The organism is Bradyrhizobium sp. Rc2d (assembly GCF_900099855.1).
GTDB lineage: Bacteria > Pseudomonadota > Alphaproteobacteria > Rhizobiales > Xanthobacteraceae > Bradyrhizobium.
Window position 1 is genome coordinate 1 of the sequence record NZ_FNCU01000043.1, and the last position, 26,305, is coordinate 26,305.

At 64.5% G+C, this 26,305-nt stretch carries 28 protein-coding genes and 2 pseudogenes; 16 read left to right on the forward strand and 14 right to left on the reverse strand.

The features are described from left to right. The first annotated feature begins 169 nt into the window (after positions 1–169). The 3 genes from BLV07_RS34875 (at position 170) to BLV07_RS34885 (ending at position 2,206) form a co-directional block, all read left to right on the forward strand. Entirely contained in the window at positions 170–1,051 is an 882-nt protein-coding gene (locus tag BLV07_RS34875) for an AraC family transcriptional regulator (protein WP_091894919.1), read from the forward strand. A 130-nt stretch (positions 1,052–1,181) separates the two neighbouring features. Further along, positions 1,182–1,844 (forward strand): SRPBCC family protein, encoded by a 663-nt coding sequence (locus tag BLV07_RS34880; RefSeq protein WP_091894921.1) that lies wholly within the window; start codon positions 1,182–1,184, stop codon positions 1,842–1,844. Continuing rightward, positions 1,844–2,206 (forward strand): ArsR/SmtB family transcription factor, encoded by a 363-nt coding sequence (locus BLV07_RS34885; protein WP_091894923.1) that lies wholly within the window; start codon positions 1,844–1,846, stop codon positions 2,204–2,206. The genes BLV07_RS34880 and BLV07_RS34885 overlap by 1 nt, the downstream gene beginning before the upstream one ends. Positions 2,207–2,244: 38 nt before the next feature. On the opposite strand, the gene BLV07_RS34890 is transcribed toward BLV07_RS34885, so the two are convergent. Then, positions 2,245–2,742, reverse strand: coding sequence for a peptide deformylase (locus tag BLV07_RS34890; protein ID WP_091894925.1), 498 nt, complete (start codon positions 2,740–2,742; stop codon positions 2,245–2,247). A 75-nt stretch (positions 2,743–2,817) separates the two neighbouring features. Between BLV07_RS34890 and BLV07_RS34895 the strand changes: the two genes are divergently transcribed. Both BLV07_RS34895 and BLV07_RS34900 read left to right on the forward strand, forming a co-directional pair. Next, positions 2,818–3,402: a TetR/AcrR family transcriptional regulator gene (locus tag BLV07_RS34895; RefSeq protein WP_091894927.1), complete on the forward strand. Its 585-nt coding sequence runs from the start codon at positions 2,818–2,820 to the stop codon at positions 3,400–3,402. A gap of 92 nt (positions 3,403–3,494) precedes the next feature. After that, positions 3,495–4,112: a DUF308 domain-containing protein gene (locus BLV07_RS34900; RefSeq protein ID WP_091894929.1), complete on the forward strand. Its 618-nt coding sequence runs from the start codon at positions 3,495–3,497 to the stop codon at positions 4,110–4,112. On the opposite strand, the pseudogene BLV07_RS49135 reads toward BLV07_RS34900, so the two are convergent. Beyond that, positions 4,075–4,164, reverse strand: a pseudogene (locus tag BLV07_RS49135) (cupin domain-containing protein); the annotation flags it as partial. The gene BLV07_RS34900 and the pseudogene BLV07_RS49135 overlap by 38 nt on opposite strands. Positions 4,165–4,300: 136 nt before the next feature. Between BLV07_RS49135 and BLV07_RS34910 the strand changes: the two are divergent. From BLV07_RS34910 to BLV07_RS34920, 3 genes are all read left to right on the forward strand, one after another. After that, positions 4,301–5,317 carry an alpha/beta hydrolase gene (locus tag BLV07_RS34910; RefSeq protein ID WP_091894933.1) on the forward strand — a complete coding sequence of 339 codons (1,017 nt, stop codon included), beginning with the start codon at positions 4,301–4,303 and terminating at the stop codon, positions 5,315–5,317. Positions 5,318–5,508: 191 nt separating this feature from the next. After that, positions 5,509–6,537, forward strand: a complete 1,029-nt coding sequence (locus BLV07_RS34915; RefSeq protein ID WP_091894935.1) for a putative zinc-binding metallopeptidase — start codon at positions 5,509–5,511, stop codon at positions 6,535–6,537. Then, positions 6,534–7,568: a D-alanine--D-alanine ligase family protein gene (locus tag BLV07_RS34920; RefSeq protein ID WP_176945956.1), complete on the forward strand. Its 1,035-nt coding sequence runs from the start codon at positions 6,534–6,536 to the stop codon at positions 7,566–7,568. Before BLV07_RS34915 ends, BLV07_RS34920 begins: the two co-directional genes overlap by 4 nt. Before the next feature lie 76 nt (positions 7,569–7,644). On the opposite strand, the pseudogene BLV07_RS34925 reads toward BLV07_RS34920, so the two are convergent. Continuing rightward, a pseudogene (locus BLV07_RS34925) lies at positions 7,645–8,102 on the reverse strand (cupin domain-containing protein). A 359-nt stretch (positions 8,103–8,461) separates the two neighbouring features. Between BLV07_RS34925 and BLV07_RS34935 the strand changes: the two are divergent. After that, the gene (locus BLV07_RS34935) at positions 8,462–9,682 is read left to right on the forward strand and encodes an MFS transporter (protein WP_091894941.1); all 1,221 of its coding nucleotides are present in this window, start codon (positions 8,462–8,464) and stop codon (positions 9,680–9,682) included. A 21-nt stretch (positions 9,683–9,703) separates the two neighbouring features. Here BLV07_RS34935 and BLV07_RS34940 read toward each other — a convergent pair whose 3' ends face one another. The 6 genes from BLV07_RS34940 to BLV07_RS34965 all read right to left on the reverse strand — a co-directional run bounded on the left by BLV07_RS34940 (position 9,704) and on the right by BLV07_RS34965 (position 15,524). After that, positions 9,704–10,090, reverse strand: coding sequence for an ester cyclase (locus BLV07_RS34940; protein ID WP_091894943.1), 387 nt, complete (start codon positions 10,088–10,090; stop codon positions 9,704–9,706). Positions 10,091–10,146: 56 nt separating this feature from the next. Beyond that, the gene (locus BLV07_RS34945; protein WP_091894945.1) at positions 10,147–11,019 is read right to left on the reverse strand and encodes a bifunctional helix-turn-helix transcriptional regulator/GNAT family N-acetyltransferase; all 873 of its coding nucleotides are present in this window, start codon (positions 11,017–11,019) and stop codon (positions 10,147–10,149) included. A gap of 69 nt (positions 11,020–11,088) precedes the next feature. Continuing rightward, positions 11,089–12,036 carry a hypothetical protein gene (locus BLV07_RS34950; protein WP_091894947.1) on the reverse strand — a complete coding sequence of 316 codons (948 nt, stop codon included), beginning with the start codon at positions 12,034–12,036 and terminating at the stop codon, positions 11,089–11,091. 9 nt (positions 12,037–12,045) lie between these two features. Continuing rightward, positions 12,046–13,371, reverse strand: coding sequence for an HlyD family type I secretion periplasmic adaptor subunit (locus BLV07_RS34955; protein ID WP_091894949.1), 1,326 nt, complete (start codon positions 13,369–13,371; stop codon positions 12,046–12,048). Then, a complete protein-coding gene (locus BLV07_RS34960; protein ID WP_091894951.1) occupies positions 13,368–15,110 on the reverse strand; it encodes a type I secretion system permease/ATPase in 1,743 nt (580 codons plus the stop codon). Before BLV07_RS34960 ends, BLV07_RS34955 begins: the two co-directional genes overlap by 4 nt. A 111-nt stretch (positions 15,111–15,221) precedes the next feature. Beyond that, positions 15,222–15,524 carry a hypothetical protein gene (locus tag BLV07_RS34965; RefSeq protein ID WP_091894953.1) on the reverse strand — a complete coding sequence of 101 codons (303 nt, stop codon included), beginning with the start codon at positions 15,522–15,524 and terminating at the stop codon, positions 15,222–15,224. A 583-nt stretch (positions 15,525–16,107) separates the two neighbouring features. Between BLV07_RS34965 and BLV07_RS34970 the strand changes: the two genes are divergently transcribed. The 4 genes from BLV07_RS34970 to BLV07_RS34985 all read left to right on the forward strand — a co-directional run bounded on the left by BLV07_RS34970 (position 16,108) and on the right by BLV07_RS34985 (position 20,276). Continuing rightward, entirely contained in the window at positions 16,108–17,772 is a 1,665-nt protein-coding gene (locus BLV07_RS34970) for an acetolactate synthase large subunit (protein ID WP_091894955.1), read from the forward strand. 204 nt (positions 17,773–17,976) lie between these two features. Continuing rightward, positions 17,977–18,324 (forward strand): Lin0512 family protein, encoded by a 348-nt coding sequence (locus tag BLV07_RS34975; protein WP_091894957.1) that lies wholly within the window; start codon positions 17,977–17,979, stop codon positions 18,322–18,324. A 4-nt stretch (positions 18,325–18,328) separates the two neighbouring features. After that, positions 18,329–19,021 (forward strand): GNAT family N-acetyltransferase, encoded by a 693-nt coding sequence (locus tag BLV07_RS34980; protein WP_091894959.1) that lies wholly within the window; start codon positions 18,329–18,331, stop codon positions 19,019–19,021. A 70-nt stretch (positions 19,022–19,091) separates the two neighbouring features. Further along, on the forward strand, positions 19,092–20,276 hold the full coding sequence (locus tag BLV07_RS34985; RefSeq protein WP_091894961.1) for a serine hydrolase domain-containing protein: 1,185 nt from the start codon (positions 19,092–19,094) through the stop codon (positions 20,274–20,276). A 70-nt stretch (positions 20,277–20,346) separates the two neighbouring features. Here BLV07_RS34985 and BLV07_RS34990 read toward each other — a convergent pair whose 3' ends face one another. Further along, positions 20,347–21,687 (reverse strand): RtcB family protein, encoded by a 1,341-nt coding sequence (locus tag BLV07_RS34990; RefSeq protein ID WP_091894963.1) that lies wholly within the window; start codon positions 21,685–21,687, stop codon positions 20,347–20,349. A 558-nt stretch (positions 21,688–22,245) separates the two neighbouring features. On the opposite strand from BLV07_RS34990, the gene BLV07_RS35000 reads away from it, so the two are divergent. Continuing rightward, positions 22,246–22,911, forward strand: coding sequence for a DUF429 domain-containing protein (locus BLV07_RS35000; protein ID WP_091894967.1), 666 nt, complete (start codon positions 22,246–22,248; stop codon positions 22,909–22,911). Here the strand turns inward: BLV07_RS35000 and BLV07_RS46785 are convergent. Further along, complete coding sequence (locus tag BLV07_RS46785; protein WP_143035580.1) at positions 22,901–23,131, reverse strand: hypothetical protein; 231 nt, start codon at positions 23,129–23,131, stop codon at positions 22,901–22,903. The genes BLV07_RS35000 and BLV07_RS46785 overlap by 11 nt on opposite strands. Before the next feature lie 177 nt (positions 23,132–23,308). Between BLV07_RS46785 and BLV07_RS47940 the strand changes: the two genes are divergently transcribed. Next, positions 23,309–23,455, forward strand: coding sequence for a hypothetical protein (locus tag BLV07_RS47940; protein WP_176945957.1), 147 nt, complete (start codon positions 23,309–23,311; stop codon positions 23,453–23,455). A gap of 89 nt (positions 23,456–23,544) precedes the next feature. After that, positions 23,545–24,249, forward strand: coding sequence for a glutathione S-transferase family protein (locus BLV07_RS35005; protein WP_091894969.1), 705 nt, complete (start codon positions 23,545–23,547; stop codon positions 24,247–24,249). A gap of 2 nt (positions 24,250–24,251) precedes the next feature. Here BLV07_RS35005 and BLV07_RS35010 read toward each other — a convergent pair whose 3' ends face one another. The 3 genes from BLV07_RS35010 to BLV07_RS35020 all read right to left on the reverse strand — a co-directional run bounded on the left by BLV07_RS35010 (position 24,252) and on the right by BLV07_RS35020 (position 26,259). Then, complete coding sequence (locus tag BLV07_RS35010) at positions 24,252–25,034, reverse strand: sulfite exporter TauE/SafE family protein (protein WP_091894971.1); 783 nt, start codon at positions 25,032–25,034, stop codon at positions 24,252–24,254. Positions 25,035–25,037: 3 nt separating this feature from the next. Next, positions 25,038–25,670 (reverse strand): TetR/AcrR family transcriptional regulator, encoded by a 633-nt coding sequence (locus tag BLV07_RS35015; RefSeq protein ID WP_091894973.1) that lies wholly within the window; start codon positions 25,668–25,670, stop codon positions 25,038–25,040. Positions 25,671–25,887: 217 nt separating this feature from the next. After that, entirely contained in the window at positions 25,888–26,259 is a 372-nt protein-coding gene (locus BLV07_RS35020; RefSeq protein ID WP_091894975.1) for a tRNA-binding protein, read from the reverse strand. Positions 26,260–26,305 lie beyond the last annotated feature (46 nt).

Genomic DNA, 26,305 nt, shown 5'->3' on the forward strand with positions numbered 1-26,305 from the left:
AAGCAAAAATACGCCCGACCCTCGGCTACGCCATATAATCAGGGGCGAAACACAATTCTTGCCCACTCTCTGCGCTCCATCCGGGCTACGGATCTTTGCCAAACCGCAAGATCGGTCGAGCACGCCACGGCCATACGCGACTAGATGCAGCCGCCACGGAGGAGGGACGATGAAGGCGGCGCTGCAAAACTATCAGGACCGGATGCGACGGGTGCTGGACCATATCGACCGGCATCTCGACGACGATATGGACCTGGAAACCCTGAGCGGTGTTGCGGCCTTCTCGAAATTTCATTTCCACCGGCAGTTCACGGCGACCTTCGGGTTATCCGTGCATCGCTATGTCCAGCTGGCCCGCATGAAGCGCGCTTCGCATCAGCTCGCCTACATGGACGCCCTTGATGTCACTGACATCGCGATGGATGCCGGTTACGACGCGCCGGATGCCTTCGCCCGCGCCTTTCGGCAACGGTTCGGGCAATCGCCGTCGTCGTTCCGGAAATCTCCCGACTGGGAGCCGTGGCTTGCGGCCTTCGGGCCTCTCGACAACGCGAGGAGCAAGCTCATGCAGACGACTTTTACCGCTGACGACGTGACGATCCGCGATGTGCCCACCACCAAGGTGGCGATCATGGAGCACCGGGGCGACCCGGCGATGCTTCCGGCCACCATCCAGCGCTTCATCGCCTGGCGCAAGGCAGCGGGCCTGCACCCCAAGACGAATCCGACCTTCAATGTCTGGCGTTCCGAGCGCCGGCCTGCCTCGCCTTCCGATTACAGCATCGACCTTTGTGTCGGCACCGACCGGCCGATTGAGGCCAATGGCGAGAAGATCAAGGCCGGCGAGATCCCCGGCGGGCGCTGCGCCGTGCTGCGCGTCGTCGGCTATACCGACAATCTGGAGCCCGCCGCGCTCTACCTCTATCGCGATTGGCTCCCGGCCAGCGGCGAGGAAGCGCGCGACTTCCCGATCTATTGCCAGCGGCTGAGCTTCTTCCCGGAGGTGCCGGAGCATGAGACGGTCGCGGACCTCTTTCTGCCGCTGAAATAGCGCCCGTCGACGGCCTGTCCGGTCGCAGGAAGCGGGCAGGCCGCAACTACGAGCCGCACAAATATAAGGCTTGACTTATATTAGTGCGGCTCGATATTCCTCTCTGCGCAAAGCAACAGGGAGGAACGCAATGGAGATCGACGTCGCCAGGGTCTTGGGGCTTGTCACGCGTTCAGTACGGAATTTTGAGAAAGACGGAAAACCGGCGAGCGCGGTGACTCTCACGCGTCTTTACGACACGAGCGTCGACGATCTCTGGGACGCCGTGACCAGCAGCGAGCGCATTCCGCGCTGGTTCCTGCCGGTCGAGGGTGACCTGGAGCTCGGCGGACGGTACCAGCTCAAGGGCAATGCGGGCGGCACCATCACGGCGTGCACGCCGCCGACCCATTTCGCCGCGACGTGGGAATTTGCAGGGGCAGTCAGCTGGATCGATGTCAGGCTGGCAGCAGAACGTAGTCAGGCGCGTTTGACGCTCGAGCATACCGCGATCATCGAGGATCATTGGAATCAGTTCGGACCGGGTGCGGTGGGTATCGGTTGGGATCTCGCTCTTGCGGGACTTGAGTGCTATCTTGCGACCGGGGCATCGGTCGATCACGAGACGGCCGAGGCGTGGATGGGTTCGCCGGAGGGCAAGGACTTCATGACGACAAGCGGCGAGCTTTGGCGCGCAGCGCATGTCGCAAGCGGGGTCGATCCTGCCTCGGCAAAAGAGCGCTCGGACCGCACCATTGCGTTCTATCGCGGCGAGATGCCGCCCGACATCGCGCATCCGGGCACAGGAAGCTGATGCACGTCTTCGAGGTCCTCGCCGATCCCGTGCGCCGTCGCATTCTCGAACTGCTGGCGCTTCAGGAAATGGCGTCCGGCGAGGTCGTCGACGTGATCGGGGCCGAATTCGGAATCACGCAGGCGGCGGTCTCGCAGCACCTCAAGGTGCTGCGAGAGAGCGGCTTTGCAAGCGTTCGGGCGGAGGCGCAAAGGCGGCTCTATTCGGTCGACGTTGCCGGGCTTCGCGCGGTGGATGCATGGATCGGCCAGTTCAGGAATTTCTGGGAGCCGAAGTTGGACGCGCTGGCGACGGAGATCGCGCGCGGCAAACGCGAGCGGCGCAACGCGCCAATGACCAAGCGGAGCGGGAAGAGGGCTTGAGGACGTGGCGATGGATGGAAGGCGCCATCACATCACGGTCACCCCTGCGACATCTTCTCGAACTTCTTCACCAGCCGCTCGCGCTTCAGCCGCGACAGCCGTTGCAGCCAGAACATCCCGTCGAGCTGGTCGATCTCGTGCTGGTGGCACACGGCGCGCAAGCCTTCCGACTCCTCGGTCTGCATATTGCCGTCGAGATCCTGATAGCTGATCCGCACGCGGGCGTGGCGCTGCACCTCGTCGTTGACCCCAGGCATCGAGACGCTGCCTTCGCGGTGCAGGATCATCTCGGGCGAGGCCCATTCAATGACCGGATTGACATAGGTGAGGGGGCCGTCCCTGGCGTCGAGCTCGAGCACCACCACCCGCAGGGGCACGCCGATATGCGGCGCTGTGATGCCGATGCCGGGCGCAGCACGCATCGTGTCCAGCAGATCCTGCGCGAGATCGCGCAAGCCGTCGTCGAAGGCGGTGACGGGGCGGGCCGGCATGGCGAGCCGGCGGTCGGGATAGCGGATGATCGGGCGGATGGTCATGCAGGCTCCTACCATTCACGGATCATTGAAGCACCCCACCTTGATTGTCTACCAACTGGAAGGTAGGACTTCGATATGAGCAATCCTTCATCCACGGCCGACGACATTCTCGCCTGCGCACGTACGCTGATCATTGCAGGCGGCTATAACGGCTTCAGTTACGCCGACGTCGCCGAGATCGTCGGCATCCGCAAGCCGAGCATCCACCACCATTTCGCCAGCAAGGTCGATCTGGTCCGCACCCTCGTGTCGCGCTATCGCGAGGAGGCCCAGGCGGGACTGTCGGCGCTCGAACGCAATGTCGCAGACCCCGGCGAGCAGCTCAAAAGCTACATCGCGTACTGGGAAATGTGCATCAAGGACGCGACGGCTCCGTTCTGCGTGTGTGCGCTCCTTGCCAGCGAGCTTCCGATCCTGCCCGAGGACGTGGCAGTCGAGGTCCGGGCTCATTTCCGCGCGCTGGCCTCGTGGCTGACATCGGTGATGGAGCGCGGCAAACGGCAGGGGCGACTCCAGCTCTCCAGCACCGCGCGGGTCGAGGCGGAAGGATTCATGGCGACCGTTCACGGCGCGATGCTGTCGGCGCGCGCCTATGGCGATCCCAAGATGTTCGGGACCATCACCCGGCCGCTGCTGGACCGGCTTTCCACCAGGCACTGACGGACGAGGTCGATACAAGCTGCAAAGCATCACGGCGGGCACGGTGATTCGGCTTCGCGGTGAATCTACCAACTAGTAGGTAAGGAGAGACAATGAAAGATCGTGAGATGGCCTCGGACACGGCCGACCATGCACAATGGCTAAAGCACTATTATTTCCTGCGTGCGGCGTTTTCCGTCGCCTGGGTCATCGCGGCCTTTGCGATCGCGCCATCGTCTGCGGTGAGCGCAGCGACGTTGCTCGTCGCCTATCCGGCATGGGACGCCGCGGCCAATTATCTCGACGCGCTCTGCAGCGGCGGGTTGGCCCAAAACCGCACGCAGGGCCTGAACGTGCTGGTCAGCCTGGCGACCACCATCGCGGTCATCCTGGCCTTGCAGGTGAGCATGAACTGGGTGCTCGGAGTCTTCGGGGCCTGGGCGATACTGTCTGGATTGCTTCAGCTCGGCACGGCCGTGCGGCGCTGGAAGCGTTTCGGCGCGCAGTGGGCCATGGTGCTCAGCGGTGGCCAGTCGGCTCTTGCGGGCGGCTTCTTCATCTTCCAGGCCTCGATGCCTGCAGTGCCGTCGATCGCGAACGTCGCGGGCTATGCTGCGGTCGGCGCGTTCTACTTCCTGGTCTCCGCGGTCTGGCTCACCGTCAGCACGTGGCGCCGCAGCGCTGCCATGTACGCAGGAAGCGACCGTCGGATGCCGGGCTCATCATGTTGATGTCGGAGCAGGTGATGAGGTCGTCTTGCGAGCGCGAGCCGACTTCGAGGTAGATCCTTGAGAACGCAGGAGCGGCTACCGCGCATGGGGATTTTCGAGTTTTGTTGGCACGGTCGAATTTGCCCTGCATCGGCGCTTCGCATAACAATGCTGCCAACAAGAAACATCGAGAACGGAGGAAGCACCTCATGCGCAGGACCCTGATCGCACTGGCAACAGCCATCGCATCAGCAACGCCGGCGACGGCCGACTACCTCGTCAAGGAGGTCGGCAGCTTCCACGTCGGCGGGCGCACTGAGACGCTGAACGGGCTTCCGTCCAAGGAGATCGTGTTCTCGCCCGGCGCGCCGCCGATCAAGGTCGATCCGAACGGCGAGTTCGAGGTCGAGCAGATGTACGTCCAGTTCGTCAAGCTCGCGCAGCCGAAGTCGAAGCTGCCGCTGCTGCTCTGGCACGGTGGCGGCCTCTCCGGCGTGACCTGGGAGACCAAGCCCGACGGCAAGCCGGGCTGGCAGCAGTTCTTTCTCAATGCCGGTTATGACGTCTACGTCTCGGATGCGGTCGAGCGCGGCCGCGCCTCCTGGGCGCGCTATCCTGAAATCTTCAAGAGCGAGCCGTTCTTCCGGCCCAAGAAGGAAGCGTGGGAGCTGTTCCGGATCGGGCCGAGCTACGAGGTCGGCGGCAAGCGCGAGGCGTTCGAGGGCGAGCAGTTCCCGATCGAGGCGTTCGACCAGTTCGCCAAGCAGGGCATTCCGCGCTGGGCCACGAACGACGCTGCCACGCAAAAAGCCTATGACGCGCTGGTGCAGAAGGTGTGCCCCTGCATCATCGTGGTGCACAGCCAGGGCGGCAATTTCGGCTTTACTGCCGCGCTCAATGCACCCGACAAAGTCAAGGCGCTGATCGCGATCGAACCGTCAGGCGCGCCTGATCCCGCCAAGGCCGATGCCGCAAAACTCAAGGGCGTGCCGCATCTCATCGTGTGGGGCGATTTCCTGGACAAGGTCCCGGTGTGGTCGAAGCTCGTCGTCAACCCGACCAGATGGGGGCAGGCGGTCGCGGCAGCCGGCGGCAAGGTCGATACGTTCGAGCTGCCCAAGATGGGGATCAAGGGCAACACCCACATGATGATGATGGACCGCAACTCCGACGACATCGCCAGGCTGATCAACGATTGGATCGGGAAGCAGGGCCTCGCCAACTAGGGCATGTACTCACAAGCGTTGGGCTTCCGAGCCCAAACCGGAAGTCGTCCCGCCTGGACGTTAACGGCGGCCGATGACCGGAAGCCGATGCGGGCCGCTGAACGACGGCACGTTGCGAAGGGTCGAGTTGTTGTCAGCAGCATCCTATGACATCATCTTGCTACCGGGTTGTTAGGACTTCCAGATCCGCTATGCCACGCCGGAAATATCATTGGGAACGGCTGTCGGATGATCAGTTGCTCAAGCAACGGCTCAGCAGCCTGAGGGTTGCGGTTGAAGGCACTTGGCTCGAGGATTGTGTCCGCACTCTCCACGAAGAGCTCGAAGAGCGGGGCATCCGGCTGCGGCCACATACATGGATCTCGAGCGAATGGTTTAGTCCGGCAGGTGTTCCCGGCATTGCCATCCCATTTTATCTCGCCCATCCCCGCTTGATGAAGCTCGAGAAGAAGATGATGTTCGATGTCGAGGGTGGAACTTGGCGCGAGTGCATGGCCATCCTCCGTCACGAGGCGGGCCATGCCATGCAGCACGGCTACCAATTGCAGCGCCGCCGGCGCTGGCAGCAGCTGTTCGGCCCGTCATCGAAACACTACCCGCGCTACTACCGGCCCAATCCGGCCAGCCGGCGCTATGTCCAGCATCTGCGCCTCTGGTACGCGCAGAGCCATCCCGACGAAGACTTCGCCGAAACTTTTGCAGTGTGGCTGCGGCCGCGTTCGAACTGGCGGACGCGATATGCCGGTTGGCCAGCGCTGAAGAAACTCGAATATGTCGACGAGCTGATGGGCGAGATTGCGGGAAAGCGACCGCTGATCACCACGCGAGAGCGTGTCGACCCGCTGCGCCAGCTCAGCCAAACACTCGAAGACCATTACAAGAAGAAGCAGGCGTTCTACGCCTTCACGCCGCCGAAGACCTACGACCGCGACCTCTCCAGGCTCTTTTCCGCCGACCCACGGCATAAACGTGGAAAACCGGCTTCGGCCTTGATCAGGCGACACCGCGCCCAAATCAGGCAATTGGTCGCGCGGTGGACGGGCGAGAACCAGCTCACCCTTGATGCCGTGCTTGACGACATGATCTCCCGCTGCCGCGAGCTCGATCTGCGTGCCGTCGGACCGGAGCAGAAGCTCGTCCTCGACTTCACCGTCCTCGTGACCGCCAAGACCATGCACGCGCTATTCGGCCCATCGCGCCGCAAATGGATCGCACTATGAGACGGCTTCGCATTCTGGTGCTCATGCATCCGGACTTCATGCCACCGGACTCGACCGACGGATACACCGCGCAACAGATCAACGAATGGAAAACAGAATATGATGTGGTGAGCACCTTGCGCGCGGCCGGCCATGAGGTTCGCCCCCTCGGCGCGCAGGAGGAAATCAGGCCGGTGCGCGACGAGATCGAGAGCTTCAAGCCGCACGTGGCCTTCACGTTGCTGGAGGAGTTCCACTATAACGTTGCCTATGACCAGCACATCGCGAGCTATCTCGAGCTGATGAAGGTCCCGTATACGGGCTGCAACCCGCGTGGCCTGATCCTGGCGCGCGGCAAGGACCTGTCTAAGACGCTGGTGCATCATCGCCGGATCGCGGTCCCGGCCTTCGCCGTCTTCCCGATGCGCCGCAAGGTCAAGCGACCTGCGCATCTCGCGCTGCCGCTGATCGTCAAGAGCCTGAACCTGGATGGATCCTTCGGCATCTCGCAGGCATCCATCGTCGATACGGACGAGAAGCTCGCAGAGCGGGTCGCGTTCATCCACGACCGGAGCGAAACCGCCGCCATCGCCGAGCAGTTTATCGAGGGGCGGGAGCTTTATGTCGGCGTGCTCGGCAATAATCGGCTGCGAGTTCTGCCCATTTGGGAGCTAAAGTTCGGCAGCATGGGCGGGCGCAGGTCACGGCATATCGCCACCGAAAAAGCCAAGCACGATACCGATTATCAGGAGCGTGTCGGGATAGTCGACGGACCGGCGACGGACCTCGCACCCGAAGTCACCGCTCGCATTCAGCGAGCCGCAAAGCGCATCTACCGGGCGCTTGGGCTCGATGGATACGCGCGCATCGATTTTCGCCTCACGGCCGATGGCACGCCGTATTTCATCGAGGCGAACCCCAATCCCGAGATCGCAAAGAGCCAAGAGTTCGCTACAGCGGCTCGGCATGACGGACTTGACTACCCGGACCTGCTGCATCGCATTCTGGCTCTCGGAATTAGCCGGGCAAAGGCGGGCGTATCCGTAGGCTGAGAGGCAACGCGAGATGGGCAGCATGTCGTTGCATCTCCCGACCCGGATGGCCCGCTGCGCGGGCTCACGAGCCCACCTAGTCCGGATACGGCGTGCCGTCCTTGTGCAGGAACCGGCCGTCGGATGCCGGGCTCATCATGTCGATGTCGGAGCAGGTGATGAGGTCGGCTTGCGAGCGCGAGCCGACTTCGAGATAGACCGCCATCGCATCCGACCGGTTGATCATGTGATGACCGTTGCCGCTCGCCTTGGGGAAGGCGGCGCAGTCGCCCGCGCGCAACACGGTTTCGCCGCCATCCTCGATCAGCGTCACTTCGCCTTCGAGGATGTAGACGAACTCGTCCTCGTGCGAATGCCAGTGCCGCTGGCTCGACCAATTGCCCGGCGGCAGGCGCATCAGGTTGACGCCGAAATCCTCGAGGCCTCCGGCATTGCCGAGCCGCTGCCGGATGCGGTCGGCGCATGGGCCCTGAAGGGCGCGGGATAGCCGGAGCCCTTGCGAGCCGGCACTGTGGCGAGATCGATCTTTGGCATCGATGGATTTCCTGCAATTCACGGAGCAGATGGCAAGGCGCATGGTCGGACACAGCCGCGTGCCGCGGCCGCGCGGCGCGCGTCTGGAGAGGGACGGACCGATGGTCACGATCAGAAATCGTGGACGAGATCAGGATCTATCGAATGATGCCATTGTGTCGGTGTTTTGCCCGACGCGTCAAACCGCAGTCGCAACGCCGTAAGTCATTGATCCGGCAGGGGCCGGCTACTGTGCATGGGGTTGTTTTCGCACATTTTATTGGCAGGTCACAAAAGCGTGCGGCAAAAATGACGTTGCGCTGTCGGCCGGCGCTGTTCCCGTTCGTCTTCCACCCAGACAGATCTGACGGGAGACCAAAATGACTCAATCCCCCTACCGCTGGGTGATCGTCGCCGCCGGCGGCCTGCTTGGCTGCGTCGCGATCGGCGGCATGTTTTCGCTGCCGGTGTTCTTGCAGCCGATCACGAAGGACACCGGCTGGTCGGTGACCGGCATCTCCAGCGCGATGACCATCGGCTTTCTGGCCATGGCCTTCACCAGCATGGTCTGGGGCACGCTGACGGACAGATTCGGGCCGCGGCCGGTGGTGCTGACGGGATCGACCGTGCTGGCGCTGAGCCTGTTCGCCGCGAGCCATGCGGCCTCGCTGATCGTATTCCAGTTCGTGTTCGGCCTCCTGGTCGGGGCGGCCTGCGCGGCGATCTTCGCGCCGATGATGGCGACCGTGACCGGCTGGTTCGAGACCCAACGCAGCCTCGCCGTGTCGCTGGTCTCGGCCGGCATGGGCATGGCGCCGATGACGATGGCACCGTTCGCGGCCTGGCTCGTCTCCGGCCACGATTGGCGTACCTCCATGCAGATCGTCGCGCTGGTGGTCGGTGCCATCATGATCCCGGTCTCGTTCCTGGTGCGCCGTCCGCCGGCGCTCGCGCATGCTGCCGCTGCACCAAAGGGCGAGGGAGCGGCGCAGGGCGAGTTGTCAATGGGCGAGGCGCTGCGCTCGCCGCAATTCTTGATCCTGCTCGCCACCAACTTCTTCTGCTGCGCCACTCATTCCGGCCCGATCATCCACACCGTCAGCTATGCGGTGAGCTGCGGCATTCCGCTGGTCGCGGCGGTGACGATCTATAGCATCGAGGGTTTTGCCGGCCTGGGCGGCCGCATCGCCTTTGGCGTGCTCGGCGACCGCTTCGGCGCCAAGCGGGTGCTGGTCACGGGCCTCCTGCTGCAGGCGTTCGGCGCGCTCGCCTATGTCTTCGCGCATCAGCTCGCAACGTTCTATGCTGTCGGCGCCGTCTTCGGTTTCATCTATGCCGGCACCATGCCGCTCTATGCCGTTCTCATTCGCGAGAACTTTCCGCTCAAGATGATGGGCACGGTGATCGGCGGCTCCGCGATGGCCGGCAGCCTCGGCATGGCGACCGGCCCGCTCGCAGGCGGCCTGATCTACGACGCGTTCTCGAGTTATGCCTGGCTCTATATCGCCTCCTGGGCGATGGGCCTCGGCGCCTTCCTGATGGCAATGACGTTCCGCCCCTTCGCAAAGCCGCAAGGCGAGGCGGCACCGGTGCCGGCGTAAGTTCGAGATCGAGGCGCAGCGTCAGAGCTGCGCCTCGATCGCCGTCTTGTCGATCAGCGACCAGACCTGCCGGATCCGTCCATCGTGGAACGCATAGAAGACGTGCTCGCAAAAGGACACGCGCCGACCGTTCACGTCGAGGCCCAGGAATTTTCCGGCCGGCGTGCAGTCGAATGTCAGCCGGCAGGCGATGGTGGGCGGATCTGAGGTGAGCAGCGCGATGTTGAAGCGCAGATCCGGAATCTCGCGGAAATCCTGCTCCAGCATCGCGCGATAGCCGGACAGCCCGAGTGGCCGGCCGTTGTGGACGACATTGTCATGCACGAACCGGCTGAGAGCCGGCCAGTCCTGCCGGTTCAGGCAGGCGATGTAGCTGCGATAGGTCTCGGCGAGATCGGCGCTGTTCATCGGGAAGCTCCCATGCTGCAAGCACAACGCAGCAGAGGCGAATTCGCCTCGCGGCGTCACAGTTGCTTTTCGAAGAACAGATCGGGGTAGGGATCGTCGTTGAAGCGCGGGATCTCACGCCAGCCGGTGCTGCGGTAGAGCTGGCCGGCCTCGGGCAGCGCGCTGTTGGTGTCGAGCCGCAGCAGCGTGATGCCGAGTTCGCGCGCAGCGTCCTCGGTCGCATCCATCAGGCGGCGGCCGAGCCGCAACCCGCGCGCGGCGGGCGCCACCCACAGACGCTTGATCTCGGCATAGCCGTGATCGGTGCCCTTCAATCCGACGCAGCCGATCGGCAGCGTGTCCGAGATCGCAACGATGAAGGTGCCGCGCGGCCGGCGCATGTCCTTGGCATCGGGATCGCGCGAGCGCGAGACATCAAACCCCTGCTTGAAGCGGCGCCCGAGCTCGGCATAGTACTCGCCGAGGCAATGGCGGGCCTCCGCGCTTTGCGGGTCCATCTCGTCCAGCGTGACTCGCTCGCGCGTCAGCGCGGAGGCGATCAGGTCCATCGCCGCCAGCAGCGCCTCGGCTTGCGAGTGTTGCGCCAGGATGCCGTCGGCCTGCGCGTTCGACAGCGCCTCATAGGCCGCGAACTCGCGCCGGCCCGCGCGCGTGAGCTTTGCCATGCGCCGGCGCGCATCGTCCTCACGCGCGTTGGTCTCGATCAACCCTTCGTCCTCGAGGCTGCGGAGCAGCCGGCTCATCAGCCCGGAATCGAGGCCGAGATAGTCGCGGATCTCCGCCACGTCCGAGCGTCCGTGCCCGATCGCGTTGAGCACCCGCGCCGCCCCGAGCGGCCGGCCACGCCCCAGGAACGAGGTGTCGAGCGCACCGACGGCAGAGGTGACGGCGCGGTTGAAGCGGCGGACGCGGGAGACGGGGTCGAGCATAATGTCTGACTTTAGTCAGATATACCTAGCTGTCAACGCGAACTGCCCTCGGCGTCGATTTGGAATGCCCTAGAAATGATGTACGCCGAGCGCAGAGAACGCGCCGTCGTGGATATCGTGGCTGTCGCTCGGCTGGCCAAGAAAGCCGAGATGCATCGTCAGCGGTGGCAGCGCCGCCATCGGCACCGCGCCGGCGGTATCGAGTCCGCTGATATCGGCATGGTGCGTCGTGGCGCTGTCATGGTGCGAGGCCGGCGGCGTGCTCACGATATCCGTGACCAGCGCGTTGACCAGGTCGGGGGTGGACGCGTCATGTGTGTCGCCACCGACGGAATGCAGCAAGCCGCCGACGAGGCCGGTGACACTGTCGGTGAGCTGGCCAATCGTTCCGGTTACGGCCGACGTCAACTGGGTCACTGTCGTGCTCAGACTGTCCAGCGTGTGCGACACCGCCGCCAGCGAGGTGTCGACAAGGTTCGTGATCGTGCTGCCGAGCTCGTGCAGGGACGACGCCGGATCGATGGAGACGGAGGTCGCGACTTCGGCGTGAGTGGAGCTGGTGCTGATTCCTCCAGGATGATCGGACGCGACGGGAGCAATGGGAGGCGCGGCGTGACTGTCGGCGGGAGCCGTCGCGTTGACCGGGACGTCCCGGGTGGCGGTGACATCGACGCCCCCATCGGCATGCGACACGGCGGCAGCCGCGACGTCGGCATGAAGCGCTGTTGACGTTTCGTCCGTCGGAGGTGCGCTCGCGTCGGCATGCTGATCGCCAGAGATCGGTTGGCGGTCGCCCGGCGTCGTCTCAGCCGGCGTCGGATCGCCAAGGTGCGCGGGGGCGGACGGCAGATCCACCGGTCTCGGCTGAGCATCGCTGCTGCCATGATGTCCGGCGGCCTCGGCCTCCTTCAGGAAGGCGACCAGAGCGGTCATGAACGCGACCGTCTCTTCCGTCGTGATGTTGCGGGCAATCTCGGCCTTTTCGGCGCGGCGGTTGTTCTGCTCGGATGCAGCCATTGTTCCTCGTCAGCGTTCGCGGAAGGCGCGGGTCAGCTCGTCGCGCAGCGGGCCAAACAGATATTCGAACAGCGTGCGCGGCCGCGTCGGCACGATCACCTCGGCCGGCATGCCCGATTGCAATTCGATGCGCGACTTCTTGACGTCCTCAGGCTCCAGCGAGACCTCGACGGCGTAATAGCCGGGGCCGCCGGACTTGTCGTTGGTGACGCGGTCGGCCGAGACCGTTCGCACGGTGCCGTAAAGGCGGGGCCGCTCGACATAGTTGACGCCGGTCAGCCGGATTTCGGCGCGGCGGCCGACCGTGACGTCGTTGATGTCGGACAGCTTGAGTTGCGCATCCGCGATCAGCGGATTGTCCGATGGCACGATATCCATGAGCTTTGCGCCCGGCTGGATCACGCCGCCTTCGGTGAACACGTCAAGCCCGACCACGGATCCGGTCGCAGGCGCGCGGATTTGCGTACGGGTGACGACGTCGGTCGCTGCGTCGATCTTCGGGGCGAGCTCGGCCAGCTTGTTTTCGGTCGAGCGCAGCTGATCGGTGATCTCGCTCATCCGGGCGCGTTCGGCCTTGGCGATCTCGGCCTCGTTCTGCGCGATCTGCTGCTGCATGCCGGCGATGCTGGCGCGCTGCGCGCCGATGTCGGCCTGGAGCTTGGCGTCCTCGCGCTGCAAGGCCAGGATTCGCGTCTTCGGCGTGTAGCCCTGTTCATACAGATGCTGCGCGCCGGTCATCTCGTCGGAGAGCAATTCGCGTTGCTTCTCGGTGCCGGTGAGCTGCGCCTGGGTGCCGTCGATCTGCGCGTTCAGCTCGGCGATCTTGCGCCGGAGCACGGCGGTCTCCGCTTCGAACTGGTGCTTTCGCGCGGCCATCATCGCAATCTCGTTCGCCATCGCCTGGCGCAGCGCGGGCCTCGCATCCTTCGGATCGACGCCGAACTCCGGCGCGGCCTGGCCGTCGCGCTCGGCCATCAGCCGCGCTTGCGCCGCACGCGAGGCGTCGCGGTCGGCGACCAGCACGTCCAGCTTGGCGCGGGGATCGCTGTCGTCGAGCACGAGCAGCAGCTGCCCCTTTTCGACGTGAGCGCCGTCGCGGACCAGAAGCTGGCGGATCACTCCGCCATAGGGATGCTGCACGCTCTGGCGTCGTCCCTCGACCTGGAGATTGCCGCTGGCGATCGCCGCGCCCGAGATCGGGGCGAGTGTGCCCCACAACATCATGGCCGAAGCGAATGCGCCGACCACGATCGCGCCGACCAGGGCGGGCCGTCCCGGCCGCGCGTAATAGGCGCGCTCGCGGTCGGCGATATAGGTTGCACCGAGCGTGCTCATGATGCGGCCGCCCGTGCGGCGGCCTGCTGCTGCAAGGCCTGATAGACCTCGCCGGGCGGGCCGAGCATGTCGAGCATGCCGCTTCGCAGCACCATCATGACGTCGACGATGTCGAGGATCGTGGTGCGGTGAGTGATGACGATGACGGCTGCGCCGTCCGCCTTGGCGCTGAGCAGCGCGGCCTTCAGCGCCTCTTCGCCGGGCCCATCGAGATTGGCGTTGGGCTCGTCCAGCACCAGCAGCGGCGGGCGGCCGAGCAGGGCGCGCGCGAGGCCGAGCCGCTGCCGCTGGCCGCCGGAGAGACCGACGCCGCCGACGCCGAGCCGCGTGTCGTACTGCCGGGGCAGGTCGAGCACCATGTCGTGAATGCCGGCGCGAACGGCAGCGTCGATGATCTCGTCGGTCGAGGCATCGCCGAAGCGCGCGATGTTCTGGCGTACGGTGCCGGCGAACAGGCCGACATCCTGCGGCAAATAGCCGACATGGCGGCCGAACTCGACGGGATCCCAGTGATTGTAGTCGAGCCCGCCGAAGCGCAGCCGTCCGGCAGCGGGTGCCATCGCGCCGACCAGGAGGCGCGCCAATGTGCTCTTTCCCGAGCCGCTCGGCCCGACGATGCCGAGCGCTTTCCCGCCCGCGAGCTCGAAGGACAGGCCTTTCAGCACCGGTTCGGGCCGTGACGGCAATTCGCAGACGAGCTCGCGCACCTCGACCGTGTTGCGCTGCTTCGGCACGATGGTCTGCGGGGTAGAGAGGTCGATGGTGGCCAGCAGGTCGCGCACCTGCGTGTAGGCGTCGCGCGCGCCGATGAACTGCTTCCAGGTGCCGACCGCCTGCTCGACCGGGACCAGCGCACGGCCCATGACGATGCTGGCCGCAAAAATGGTCGCGGGCGTGATAGCATGGTCGATGGCGAGCCAGGCGCCGGCGCCGAGCATGAGGGATTGGAGCAGCAGGCGGAAGAACCGGATCGACGAGGTCATCACTGCATTCTTGTCGCTGGCGACCGCCTGCTGCACCAGCATCGCGGAGCGCTGACTCTGCCAGTTGCGTTCGACCGCCGGCTGCATGCCCATGGCGCGGATCACGTCGGCGTGGCGCAGCACGTTCTCGGTGAAGACGTAGGACTGGTTGCCGGACGCCTCGGCCTGCTTCATCGGATTGCGGGTCAGGACCTCGTTCACGCCTGCGAGCCCCAGCAGCAACAGCGCGCCGATGGTGGCGACGAGGCCGAGCAGAGGATGGATGAAGAACAGCAGCAGCAGATAGATCGGAATCCAGGGCAGGTCGAACGCAAAATAAATGCCGGAGCCCGTCACGAAGGTGCGGAACTGGTCGAGATCGCGCAGCTGCTGGGCGCCACGCGAAGCGCCGCGCTCGGCCGATCGTACCACCAGCGCTTCGAACACGCGCGTCGACAGCTCCATGTCGAGCCGTATGCCGCAGCGGATCAGGATCCAGGCGCGCACGGCGTCGAGGCCTGCCATGGTCAGGAGCGCGATGGCGAGGATGAGGGTGAGCAGAACGAGCGTGGAGATGTTTTCGTTGAGCAGGACGCGGTTATACACCTGCATCAGATAGAGCGGTGAAGAGAGGTAGAGCAGGTTGATCGCGCTCGAGAACAATCCGGCCCAGAGAAAGTGCGGCCAGAGCTTCTTCAGCGCCTCGCGCACGTCGTCGCCGCGACGATAGGGCTGCTCCGCCGCCTCGTCCGCGACCGTCAAGAGCGCTGCCGCCATCTGAATGTCCTTAAGGTGTCAAAAGAGCCTGCGCCGGGACGCTGGCGGCTATGCATGGCGTGACGTGGGGCCGAGGCCCCACGTCACTATCGGTCATTGGGGAATTGCTACTCAGACCAGACCGTGGAGGAGGCCACCGACATCGAGATGGCCGACGTCCGCACTAAGGCCGACCGCGGTCGGCGCGGAGATCGATGCGTCGATGCCGCCGGTTCCCGCAAGCCCCGGCGCGGAGACGTCGATGCTGGGGTTGGTCTCGATCAGCGCTCCCACATCGAGCGTGTGGGACAGATCGACCGAGCCGCTGGCGCCGGCCGTTGCACTTCCACCTGCATCGGCGACGCCTGACAGCGCACCCGTTGCTGTTCCAAGCAGGCCATCGACCGTGCCGAGCAGGTTTCCGAGAAGAGCCATGTGAACTCCTTTGAGGTTGGCAGTTGAGATCGCGACAGAAGAGTCGCTGACCATGAATCCTCCACGCCGCCAAAGGTTGCGGACTCATATGCGGCCATTTGGTGCTGATTTGTTGGGCGAGGAACTTCGGCCCGGGAAGGGCAGCGCGCCTGAGCTCGCAGAAGAGATTCGCAACGCGGATAGAGCGAAGGGAAATCGGAAAACCTCGGACTGCGCTGCGCGCCGTAACGGTCTCGTGCCCCCGACGCTGCGCAGCACGAAGTGATGCGCTGCAGAGCCGGGGCCCATGCATCAGCGAGTGCGCGGCCTGCTGGGTCCCGGCACTGCGCTGCAACGCCAAGAGCGTTGCAGCGCGTCCGGGACACGAGAGGGAGGTATGCCGCCACTCGACACTCCGTCATTGCGAGCGCAGCGAAGCAATCCAGAAATCTATCCGCCGAAAAAGTCTGGAATGCTTCGCTGCGCTCGCAATGACGATGTTAAAGCGGTCGCGCGCCGCTTTGTGAGTTGTGTCCGCGCCGCGAGCCGCTACCATAGGCCCTTCCTGTGACACGCAGGAGTCAGCACAGCGAGCGGGGACAACATGAGCGGGCAGGAACGCAAGGTCAAAGGATCGGACCTGTTTGTCGCGGCGCTGGAGAACGAGGGCGTCGACCGCATCTTCGGTGTACCCGGTGAGGAGAATCTCGATCTCGTCGAATCGCTCCGCACCTCCAGGATCGAGCTGGTCCTGACCCGCCACGAGCAGGCCGCCGCCTTCATGGCCGCCACGCATGGGCGATTGACCGGCAAGCCCGGCGTATGTCTGTCGACGCTTGGACCTGGCGCACTCAATCTGTCCACCGGCGCGGCCTATGCGCATCTCGGCGCGATGCCGATGATCCTGATCACCGGCCAGAAGCCGATCATGAGCAGCCGGCAGGCGCGTTTCCAGATCGTCGACGTGGTCGCGACCATGAAGCCGCTGACGAAATTGTCGCGGCAGATCGTCAGCGCCTCCAGCATCCCGACCGTGGTGCGCGATGCCTTTCGCGTCGCGATGGAAGAGCGGCCGGGGCCGGTGCATCTCGAATTGCCCGAGGATATCGCCGGCGATGAAGTGCCCGCCGCCCCGGTCATTCCGGTGCATCCAATCGAAATTCCGGTCGCCCATCGCGCCGCGCTCGACCGCGCCGCCGAGATGATCCTGGCCGCAAAACGCCCATTGGTGATGATGGGCGCTGCGACCAGCCGGCCGCGGTCGACTCATGGCATCGCAAGCTTCGTGCGGCGGACCGGCATTCCCTTCTTCACCACGCAGATGGGCAAGGGCACCGTGCCCGGCGGCACCAATCTCTATATGGGGACCGCCGCGCTGTCCGAACGCGATTACGTCCATGACGCGATCGATGCCGCCGACCTGATCGTCGCGATCGGCCACGACCCCGTCGAGAAGCCGCCTTTCATCATGGGGCCGGCGGGGCCGAAGGTGATTCACGTGAGCTACACGCCGGCGAGCGTCGAGCTGGTCTATTTTCCCGACGCCGAGGTCGTCGGCGACGTCGGCCCGAGCCTGGAGCTGCTTGCCGACCGGCTCGAAGGCAAGCTGCCGCAGGCAGCGGCGCTCTTGCCGTTGCGCGAAGAGATACTCAATCACATCGGCGATCGCGCCACCGAGGCGCGCTGGCCGCCGACGCCGCAGCGGATCGTGCACGACATCCGCCAGGTGATCCCGGAGAACGGCATCGTCGCGCTCGACAATGGCATGTACAAGATCTGGTTCGCTCGGAATTACCGCACCCGTGTCGCCAACACGCTGCTGCTCGACAACGCGCTGGCGACGATGGGTGCCGGCCTGCCGTCGGCGATGATGGCCGCGATGCTCCATCCGGACCGCCGCGTGCTTGCGGTCGCCGGCGACGGCGGCTTCATGATGAATAGCCAGGAGATGGAGACCGCCGTTCGCCTCAAGCTCAATCTCGTCGTGCTGGTGCTCGAGGACAACGCCTATGGCATGATCCGCTGGAAGCAGGCGGTCGATCATTTTGCCGATTACGGCATGACCTTTGGAAATCCGGACTTTGTCGTCTATGCGAAGGCCTACGGCGCCAAGGGGCATCGTATCGCGAGCATCGACAGCTTCGGCCCGACGCTGGAGGCGGCCTTCAAGGAGGGCGGCGTGCACCTGGTCTCGATCCCGATCGATTATTCGGAGAACGTGCGCGTGCTGGTCGATGAGCTGCGGGCGCATGAGAAATTGAAGGCGTGAGTCGATGCTTTCACCACGCTCGTCATTGCGAGCGCAGTGAAGCAATCCAGGCTGCCTCCGCGAAAAGACTCTGGATTGCTTCGCTGCGCTCGCAATGACCGAGCTTTCGGCTGAGACCTCCTGCCAACGTGAGGATCTCACTTGTGTCGCGATCTCCGATCGCCGACACTCGCAAATCACCAAACCAATGACAGGAATCAGGAAATGACTCGCGTTCGTTGTGTCACCGAGATGGGCATGGGCGTCGACGTCCACGGCAGGGACGCCACCAAGGCGGCGAAGCGGGCGGTGTCGGACGCGATCAGGCATTCGAGCCTCGGCTTTTTCCGGATGATCGGCAAGACCGCGAATGACATGTTCGTCGATGTCACGATCGGCGTGCCGAATCCGGAGGCCGTCGACAAGGAAGCGGTCGCCAAGGAGCTGCCTTACGGCACGGTGACCGTCAACGCGGTCAAGGGCGGGCTGGAGGTTCCCTCGGCCACGGAAGTGGCCAACGACCCCATTCTCATCGCCAATGCGGCGGTGATCGTCAGCTTCGACAAGGACTAGGCCGGTGTCCGACAGCGATGTGGCGCTGCTGGATCGTCCGATTTGGAGCGCGCTGACAACCAGCCAGAAACATCTGGCCGAAGGCGGCCCGCGTGCGCTGCGCTATCCCGTGGACATGACGCCCTTTGCCGACATGGTCGACATGTCGGCGGCGAGCTTCGCCGCGCTCGGTGATCTCATGTCGGGCTCGCAGGTCGCTGCATTGTTCACGCCGGAGCCCGTCGACGTCCCCGCCGGCTTCAAAATCGTGCTCGCCGAGAGCGGCGAGCAGATGATCGGCTCCCCGGCCGACAGCCCGCTCCGCGATGCCAAGATCGTCACGCTGGGGCCCGCCGATGTGCCCGCCATGATGGCGCTGACCGAGCTGACCAAGCCCGGTCCATTCGCGCTGCGCACGCACGAACTCGGCACGTTCCTTGGTATCCGTGTCGGCGGCGAGCTGGTCGCGATGGCCGGCGAGCGGATGAAGCCGGGAAGGTTCGTCGAGATGACGGCCGTCTGCGTGCACCCTGATCATCGCGGCCGCGGCTACGCGCAGGCGCTGCTCGCGGCGGTCGCGCGGCAGATCGAGGCGCGCGGCGGAATTCCGTTCCTGCACGTGTTTTCCCACAACACATCGGCCATCGCGCTCTATCAGCGGCAAGGCATGCGGATTCGGCGTCGCCTGCACGTCACTGCATTCATGAAGGACGGATAGCGCTCGCGGGGGATCTTCATTTCCCGCGAATTCCCGCTATATCCGACCCGACGATCATTGGGGAAAACACATGGACGCCAGGACACCAGATTTTTCCGCCGCACGGACGGCGATGCAGCGTTATGTCGATCAGGAGATCATCCCGGGTGCATCCTGGGCGGTGCTGCGGGGCCGCGATGTCGTCGACCAGCAATGCGTCGGGTTCGCCGACCGCGAGAGCAGCACTGCGCTGCGGCCCGACCACATCTTCCGCGCCTTCTCCAACACCAAGATCTTCATCACCTGCGCCATCATGCTGCTGGTCGAGGAAGGCCGCGTCGGGCTCGATGATGCCGTCGAGAAATTTCTGCCGCAGCTCGGCCATCGCAAGGTGTTGAAGCCGGGCGCTGCGAGCCTTGCCGATGTAGAGCCGGTGAGGGGCCCGATCACGATCCGCCAGCTGCTGACCCACACGTCCGGGCTCAGCTACGGCATCTTCGATCCCGGCACGGTGCTGTTCAAAGGCTACAACGAGGCGCGCGTGCTCAATCCGCTGACGCCGCTCGCCGACATGATCGACCGGCTTGCCGATCTGCCGTTGTCCTATCATCCCGGCACCGGCTGGGAATATTCGGTGGCGACCGACGTGCTCGGCCGTGTCGTCGAGGTCGTCTCCGGCCAGCCGCTTGACGCCTTCCTCAAGGCGCGCATCTTCGATCCGCTCGGCATGATCGATACCGGCTTCCACGTGCCGGAAGCGCAGCAGGGCAGGCTGGTCGCACTCTATAACGGCGCTGATGTGCTTGATCCGATGAAGCCCGGCCTCACGCGGGCCGATCATCTGCCTTATCCTCAGGCCTATCGGCGGCCGTTGCCGCGGTTGTCCGGCGGCGGCGGTCTGGTCTCGACCTTGGCCGACATGCTGGCGCTGGTGCGCGCACTGCTGCCCGGTTCTGATGCGCTCCTGAAGCCGGAGACGCTGCGGCAGATGATGACGAACCAACTGTCCGCCGGCCAGACCATCCGCTTCGCCAATCTCGGGCCGATCCCCGGCAAGGGCTTTGGCCTCGGTGGCGCCGTCACCTTCGCACCGACGCCGTTCGATCCGCCGAATTCGATTGGCGAATTCCAGTGGGGCGGGCTTGCCGGCACCCATTGGTGGATCTGCCCTGAGGCAAACACCGCCGGCGTGCTGATGACCCAGCGCTACCTGGGCTTCTGGAATCCGTTCTTCTTCGAGTTCAAGCGCCTGGCCTATCAGGCGGCCGGAGGCTGATGCGCGTACGGCGTGTGCGGCGTCAACGCCAAACGGGCGGAAAGGCATCGCCTCCCGCCCGTCATTTGCGTCAGTCCTTCCACGGATCGAACTCGCCTTCGCCGGCCATGGCGACGGCGAACGGCCGCAGCGTGTGCAGCACCCGCACGGTGCCGGCGTGCTGCGCCAGCACGTCCGGCAGGCGGCGATAGGCCATCGGGCTCTCGTCGAGGTCGGCACCAACGAGGGTGACGCCGCGTTCGCTCAGCCAGCGGTCCATCTCCGCGCGCGAGAAGCGCCGCTTCGCCTCCCGTCGTCCGAACAGGCGGCCGGCGCCGTGCACGGTCGAGTACAGCGAAGCCTTGGCCTCCGGACTGTCGACGCCTTCGAGGATGACGGCATCGTCGCCCATCGAGCCGCCGACGAATCCCTTCTGGCCGGGAAACGCCGGCGTCGCGCCCTTGCGCACCACCCACAGATCCTTGCCGTCGTGGGTCTCACGCCAGGCATAGTTGTGGTGGTTGTGCACGCTCTCGGTCACGCTGCCGCCGATGATCTGGCGGACCCGCTCGACGACCCACTCGCGACCCGCATAGGCGTAACGCCCGGCGAGCTGCATCGCCGCGATGTAGCGGCGGCCGAGCTCGGACTCCTCGTCGACCACGGCGGGCGGGACGTTCATGCCGTCCTTGCCGCCGGCGGCCTTGAGGTAGCGCGTCGCGGAGGTGTGTCCGAGGCCGCGGCTTCCGAAATGGACGCCGATCCAGACAAAGCCGTCCTCGTCACGCATGAGGTCGACATAGTGGTTGCCCGATCCGACCGTGCCGAGCTGGCTCATCGCTTTCTGACGGTAGGCCTCCATGTCGCTCTCGCGCCAGGCATCGCCGTCGTCGAACAGCTCGTGCTCGGCCCGCTCGGCATTGGCGCGGCCGACACCGAACGAGATTGTCTTGGCGACGTCGCGGATGATCGTTGGCACGATGTTGGCGATGTCGTCGAAGCGGGTGTCGAGCCTTGCAGCCATGTTGCCGCAGCCGATGTCGAAGCCGACGCCGGAGATGCTGATCTGCTTCTCGTAGGCGATGACCCCGCCGACCGGCTGGGCGTAGCCGAGATGGCCATCGGCGCAGATCACGCCGGATACGACATTGCCGACGGCCATGCAGTTGCGCATCTGCGCCACGGTCGCCTCCTCATGCGGGCCGAAGATCTTCAGCGGCGCGTTCTGGAAGCGCGCCTCCTGCGGACGCAGGTTCGCGATCTCGCTCGCGGCGGTGTTGGCTTCGCGGGCGAGATGCTCCTTGCGCGCAGCGTCCCGATACGAGCACCAGGCCGGCTGACCGCGTCCTTCGCCGACGCGCGAGTCGGGATCGATGCCGGCGGCGAGGCAGAGCTCGCGGGCGCGTTTCATGTAGGGATCGGGTCGTCGCATGGCCTTGAGTCCTGTTTCACATCCCGCGCGCACTACAGAGTGAACGTACGGTTCATGTCAGAGGTTTCATTGGCTCCGGGCGCAGTCCCGCGTCCGGGATCGTTGTCGTTGCCCATCAATTAAACGCCGTCTCCGACGCAGCGATCCACACAACGGGGGGTGCCTCAGAGAAGCCGTTGACGCGAGTCCAGGCGGTTTGGCACGCGCATCGTTTGCGCGAGCCCCGGGATCCGGGTCTCCGGTTCCGGCCATTGCCGGGATGTCTGAATGGGCCGCGCGGCGGGCAACAAAAAACCCTCCGGAGCGGCAGGCTCGGGAGGGTCCGTGAGAAGCGGACTGTCGATCTTGCGGTCAGGCAAGATCGCTCCCATGAGCCGAGCATGCGCAATCGATTGGCCGCAGGCCATTCGACAGACGCGCAAATCTTTCGTAGCTGTGCTTCATCACTGGGTTCACTGTTTTCGCGAACGGAAGTGATCGCGGGGGCGCGGCCCATACGCCCGCAACTTGCGGCGTCAAGCGGCGCGCGTGAGAAATTGGAAATGACGGACGCACGACGTGCCAACCTATCTCGGTCTCGATGGATTTCGCTTCGGTTGGGTCGCGGCCTGGATCGACGAACGCGGCGATCACGGCTTCGATTATTCATCGGGCCTGACGCGCCTGCTCGCGATGCCGCATGCGCGCGCGATGATCGATATGCCGATCGGATTGAATCCGAGCGGCTATCGCGCTTGCGATCTGCGTGCGCGCGAATTGATCGGGCCTGCCGTATTTCTCGGCGCGCGCCGCGACCTCTGGACGTTTCCGGATATGGCTACGGCCAATCGCCATTATTGGGCGCATGAGGGTGAGGGCAGGGGCGTGTCCGCGCAGCTCTGGAACATCAGGGACAAGATTAGGGACGTCGACGCGATCATGACGCCGGCGCGGCAAGCCAGCATCGGCGAAGCCCATCCGGAATTGATTTTCTGGAATCTGGCAGGACGAGTCCATCTTGCGAAGAAGACATCGGCGCAAGGCCGCGAACAGCGCATCGCGCTCCTGGAGCGGCGCGGATTCACGCGCCTGCCGAAATGGCTGACGCTTCGCTACCGCACCGGTATCGGCCGCGATGATCTCATCGATGCCTGCGCCTGCGCGGTCGCGGCGCGCGATAGCACGCAACGTGTCGGCGACGACGAGATCGATCCGCGGGGGCTGAGAATGGAGATCAACTATTGAGGCCTCCGTGGCCCTCGCGATCGCTTCCGTCTCCCGCGTGGCAGCGACGGGCATGGCTCTGCTTCACATCAACGCCATCGTCGTCCAGTCTTGCTGCTCTCTCCTCGTACTCCTCGGCCATTGACTGCAACCGCCGCGCGGCGGCGTTATGCGCGAGTTCGCCGGCGACACGGCGACACCGCTCAGCATGGTCGAGCAGGGCGCGCTTCTCGATGCTCATCCGGCGATAACGCTTGGAAGGCTCAATGGTCCCTGCGCGGGCGGCTGGAACAGTGCGATGGCCTTGTCTTGATACCCTTGTCTTGGAGAGTGGGAAAATGCGGCAATATTTTCAAGCGGGCGAGGAACATGGTCCTTGAACGGTCGTTGGCCAATGACTGTTGAGGGACAAAACACCATGTACGACGTCTGCCAATTGGCGACCGCGATGCTGGCGATTGCCTTTACGGCTCTGCTGTTGATCACGGGTCAACGGTTCATCGAGTACCGACTGCAACACGACGCAATGACTCCGGTCGTGGCGATGGCAACGCTGCCGCCATAAGCGAGGGCTCGCAGGGACGAATAGTGACTTGCGCCGCACGGCGTCCTGCCTAGATTGAGCACGCCTCAGTCCATGCATCAAAGGTCCCGATGTCCGCTCTATCTGCCTTTCCCATCACCAAACGTTGGCCGGCGAAACATCCCGAACTGCTTCAGCTCTATTCGCTGCCGACGCCGAACGGCGTCAAGGTCTCGATCATGCTGGAGGAGATCGGATTGCCTTACGAAGTCCATCTTGTCGATTTCGGCAAGGACGACCAGAAGACGACCGAATTCCTCTCGCTCAATCCGAACGGCAAGATCCCGGCGATTCTCGATCCCAACGGCCCCGGCGGCAGGCCGCTGCCGCTGTTCGAATCCGGGGCGATCCTGCAATACCTCGCCGAGAAGACCGGCAAGCTTCTGCCGGAAGACGCCGCACGCCGCTACCAGGCCATCCAGTGGGTGCATTTCCAGATGGGCGGCATCGGGCCGATGTTCGGCCAGGTCGGCTTCTTCCACAAATTCGCCGGCAAGGAGTTCGAGGACAAGCGGCCGCTCGAACGCTACGTGGACGAGTCCAAGCGCCTGCTCGGCGTGATGGAGGCGCATCTCGCCGGTCGGCAATGGTTCATGGATGACGATTACACCATCGCCGACATCTCCATGCTCGGCTGGGTGCGCAATCTCATCGGCTTCTACGGCGCCGGCGATCTCGTCGCATTCAGCCAGTTCAAGTCGGTCGGTGCCTGGCTCGACCGCGGGCTGGCACGTCCGGCCGTGCAGCGCGGGCTGAATATTCCGAAGCGGCCGTGAGGCTAGAACAGCGCCTTGTAACTCATGTAGAGCGCCATCAATGCGACGAAGCCGATCATCATCCGGCGCAGCAGCGATTTGCTGACGCCATTGGCCGCGCGTGCGCCGAGATCGGTGCCGATCCAGAGTCCGGCCAAAATACCGATGATGGCGGGCCAGCCGACCATCAAGCCCTTGCTCCAGTAGATCCAGGCCGGAGGGACGGTGGTCGGGATGATCGAGAAGATGAGGCTGACGAGTTGTGCCTGATGCTGCGGGACGCGAAGACCCGCAGCGAGGCCGACGGTGATCGCGAGGCCACCGCCGATGCCCATGAAGCCGGACGAGAATCCGGCAAGCATGCCGATCAGGAGCAGGGGTAGCCAGGGCAGATCATTGCGGTCGCCGGCCTCGTTGCTCCCGTCCTTACGCTCGCGGCGCAGGATCAGCAGAGCGATCAGCGCGACGAGGTACACGACATAAGTCCATTGCAGGACCGAGTCGGAGACCGCGGCCGCGGCGTAACCACCGCCGGCGCCACCGATGAGAAATCCGAGGCCGATCCAGACGATCCATGGCAACCGGCTGCGCTTGCCGCTCTGCCAGTAGCGGCGCACGCCCGCAAGGCCCGTCGGCGGCACCTGTGCGATCAGCGACGTTCCTTGCGCGACGTGCTGCTCGGCGCCGAGCAGCAGGACGGAGAAGATCACGAGGCCGCCACCCGGGCTCACGCCCATGAAGCCCGATGTCAGCCCGCCCACGAGGCCGACACCGGCGCCAGCGAGGAGGTCGTGAATCCAGGACATCGCTCACGCCCTGGTTCGTCGCTTCATGTCAGACTTGGTGGCGCGAAAGCCCTCGATCACACCGGCCACGGCTGCCATGCAGGCCTCGACGTCAACATCCTCGCCCCAGCACTTTTGCAGCACAAAACCCTGGAAGATCGCGATCAGCACGCGCGCGGTCGCTTCCGCACCGAGGTCGCGCTTGATGAGGCCGGCATGCTGGCCACGCTCGACCAGCGCGACGATCAGCGCGCGAGGCATGTCGATGCCCTCGACGACGCTGGTACGGACGCGGCGGTTGCGCAGGGCCTCGGCCCAGCCATGGATGCCGACGCGACGCCGCGCTTCGCCGGCGGGATCGGTGAGCCATTGCGCATAGACGCGGATCAGCGCGTGAAGTCCTTCGATCGGATCGCCCGATCCTTGCGCGACCGAGTTGAGCACGGCTACGCGGCGGTGCCGGTCATCGGCGAGCGCTTCGATCAGATCGTCCTTGCTCTGGAAGTAGAGATAGACCGCGCCGTGGCTCAGTCCGGATCGCTTGACGATGTCGGCCATGCCGGTCTGGTGAAAGCCGTCGTCAGCGAAGCAGGCGAGGGCAGCTTCGAGGATCTGCTGGCGCCGGCCTTCGCGTTGCTTGTCGCTGATCTTGGGCATTTTGGTAGTCCGTAAATAACTGACCGATCGATCGTTTTAGCCTAGGCGCAGGGAACTTTTTCTAAGCAGATTAAAAAATAAAAAATGACTAGTCAGTCGTTTTTATTCCCAAAAGGTGTCGCGGTCAAGTCCGGACCTCCCGATGCCGTGAAAAACGCGGATTAAGCCGTTGCGGGACGCCGATAGAGGCGGCGGCCCGGTCCTTGATCGTGTGCCGCTAGAACAGCCGTCCGCCGTTCGGCACGGGCTTGCTCGGTTGCACCAGCACGACCTTGCCGGCAGCATCGGGGAAACCGAGCGTCAGCACCTCGGATACGACCGGGCCGATCTGGCGCGGCGGGAAATTGACGACGGCCGCGACCTGCAGCCCGACAAGCGACTCGAGCGGATGATTTTCGGTGATCTGCGCCGAGCTCTTGCGGACGCCGATCGCAGGACCGAAGTCGATCCATAGCCGCCAGGCCGGTTTGCGCGCCTCCGGGAACGGCTTGGCGTCGACGATGGTGCCGACGCGGATATCGACCGCAAGAAAGCTGTTGAAGTCGATGGTCGGCGAGGCGGCGGCCGCGGGATCGTGGGTGACGTGCATGGTGTATCCGTTCGGGGAGTGGCGTCGTTGGGAATATTGCCGCGCG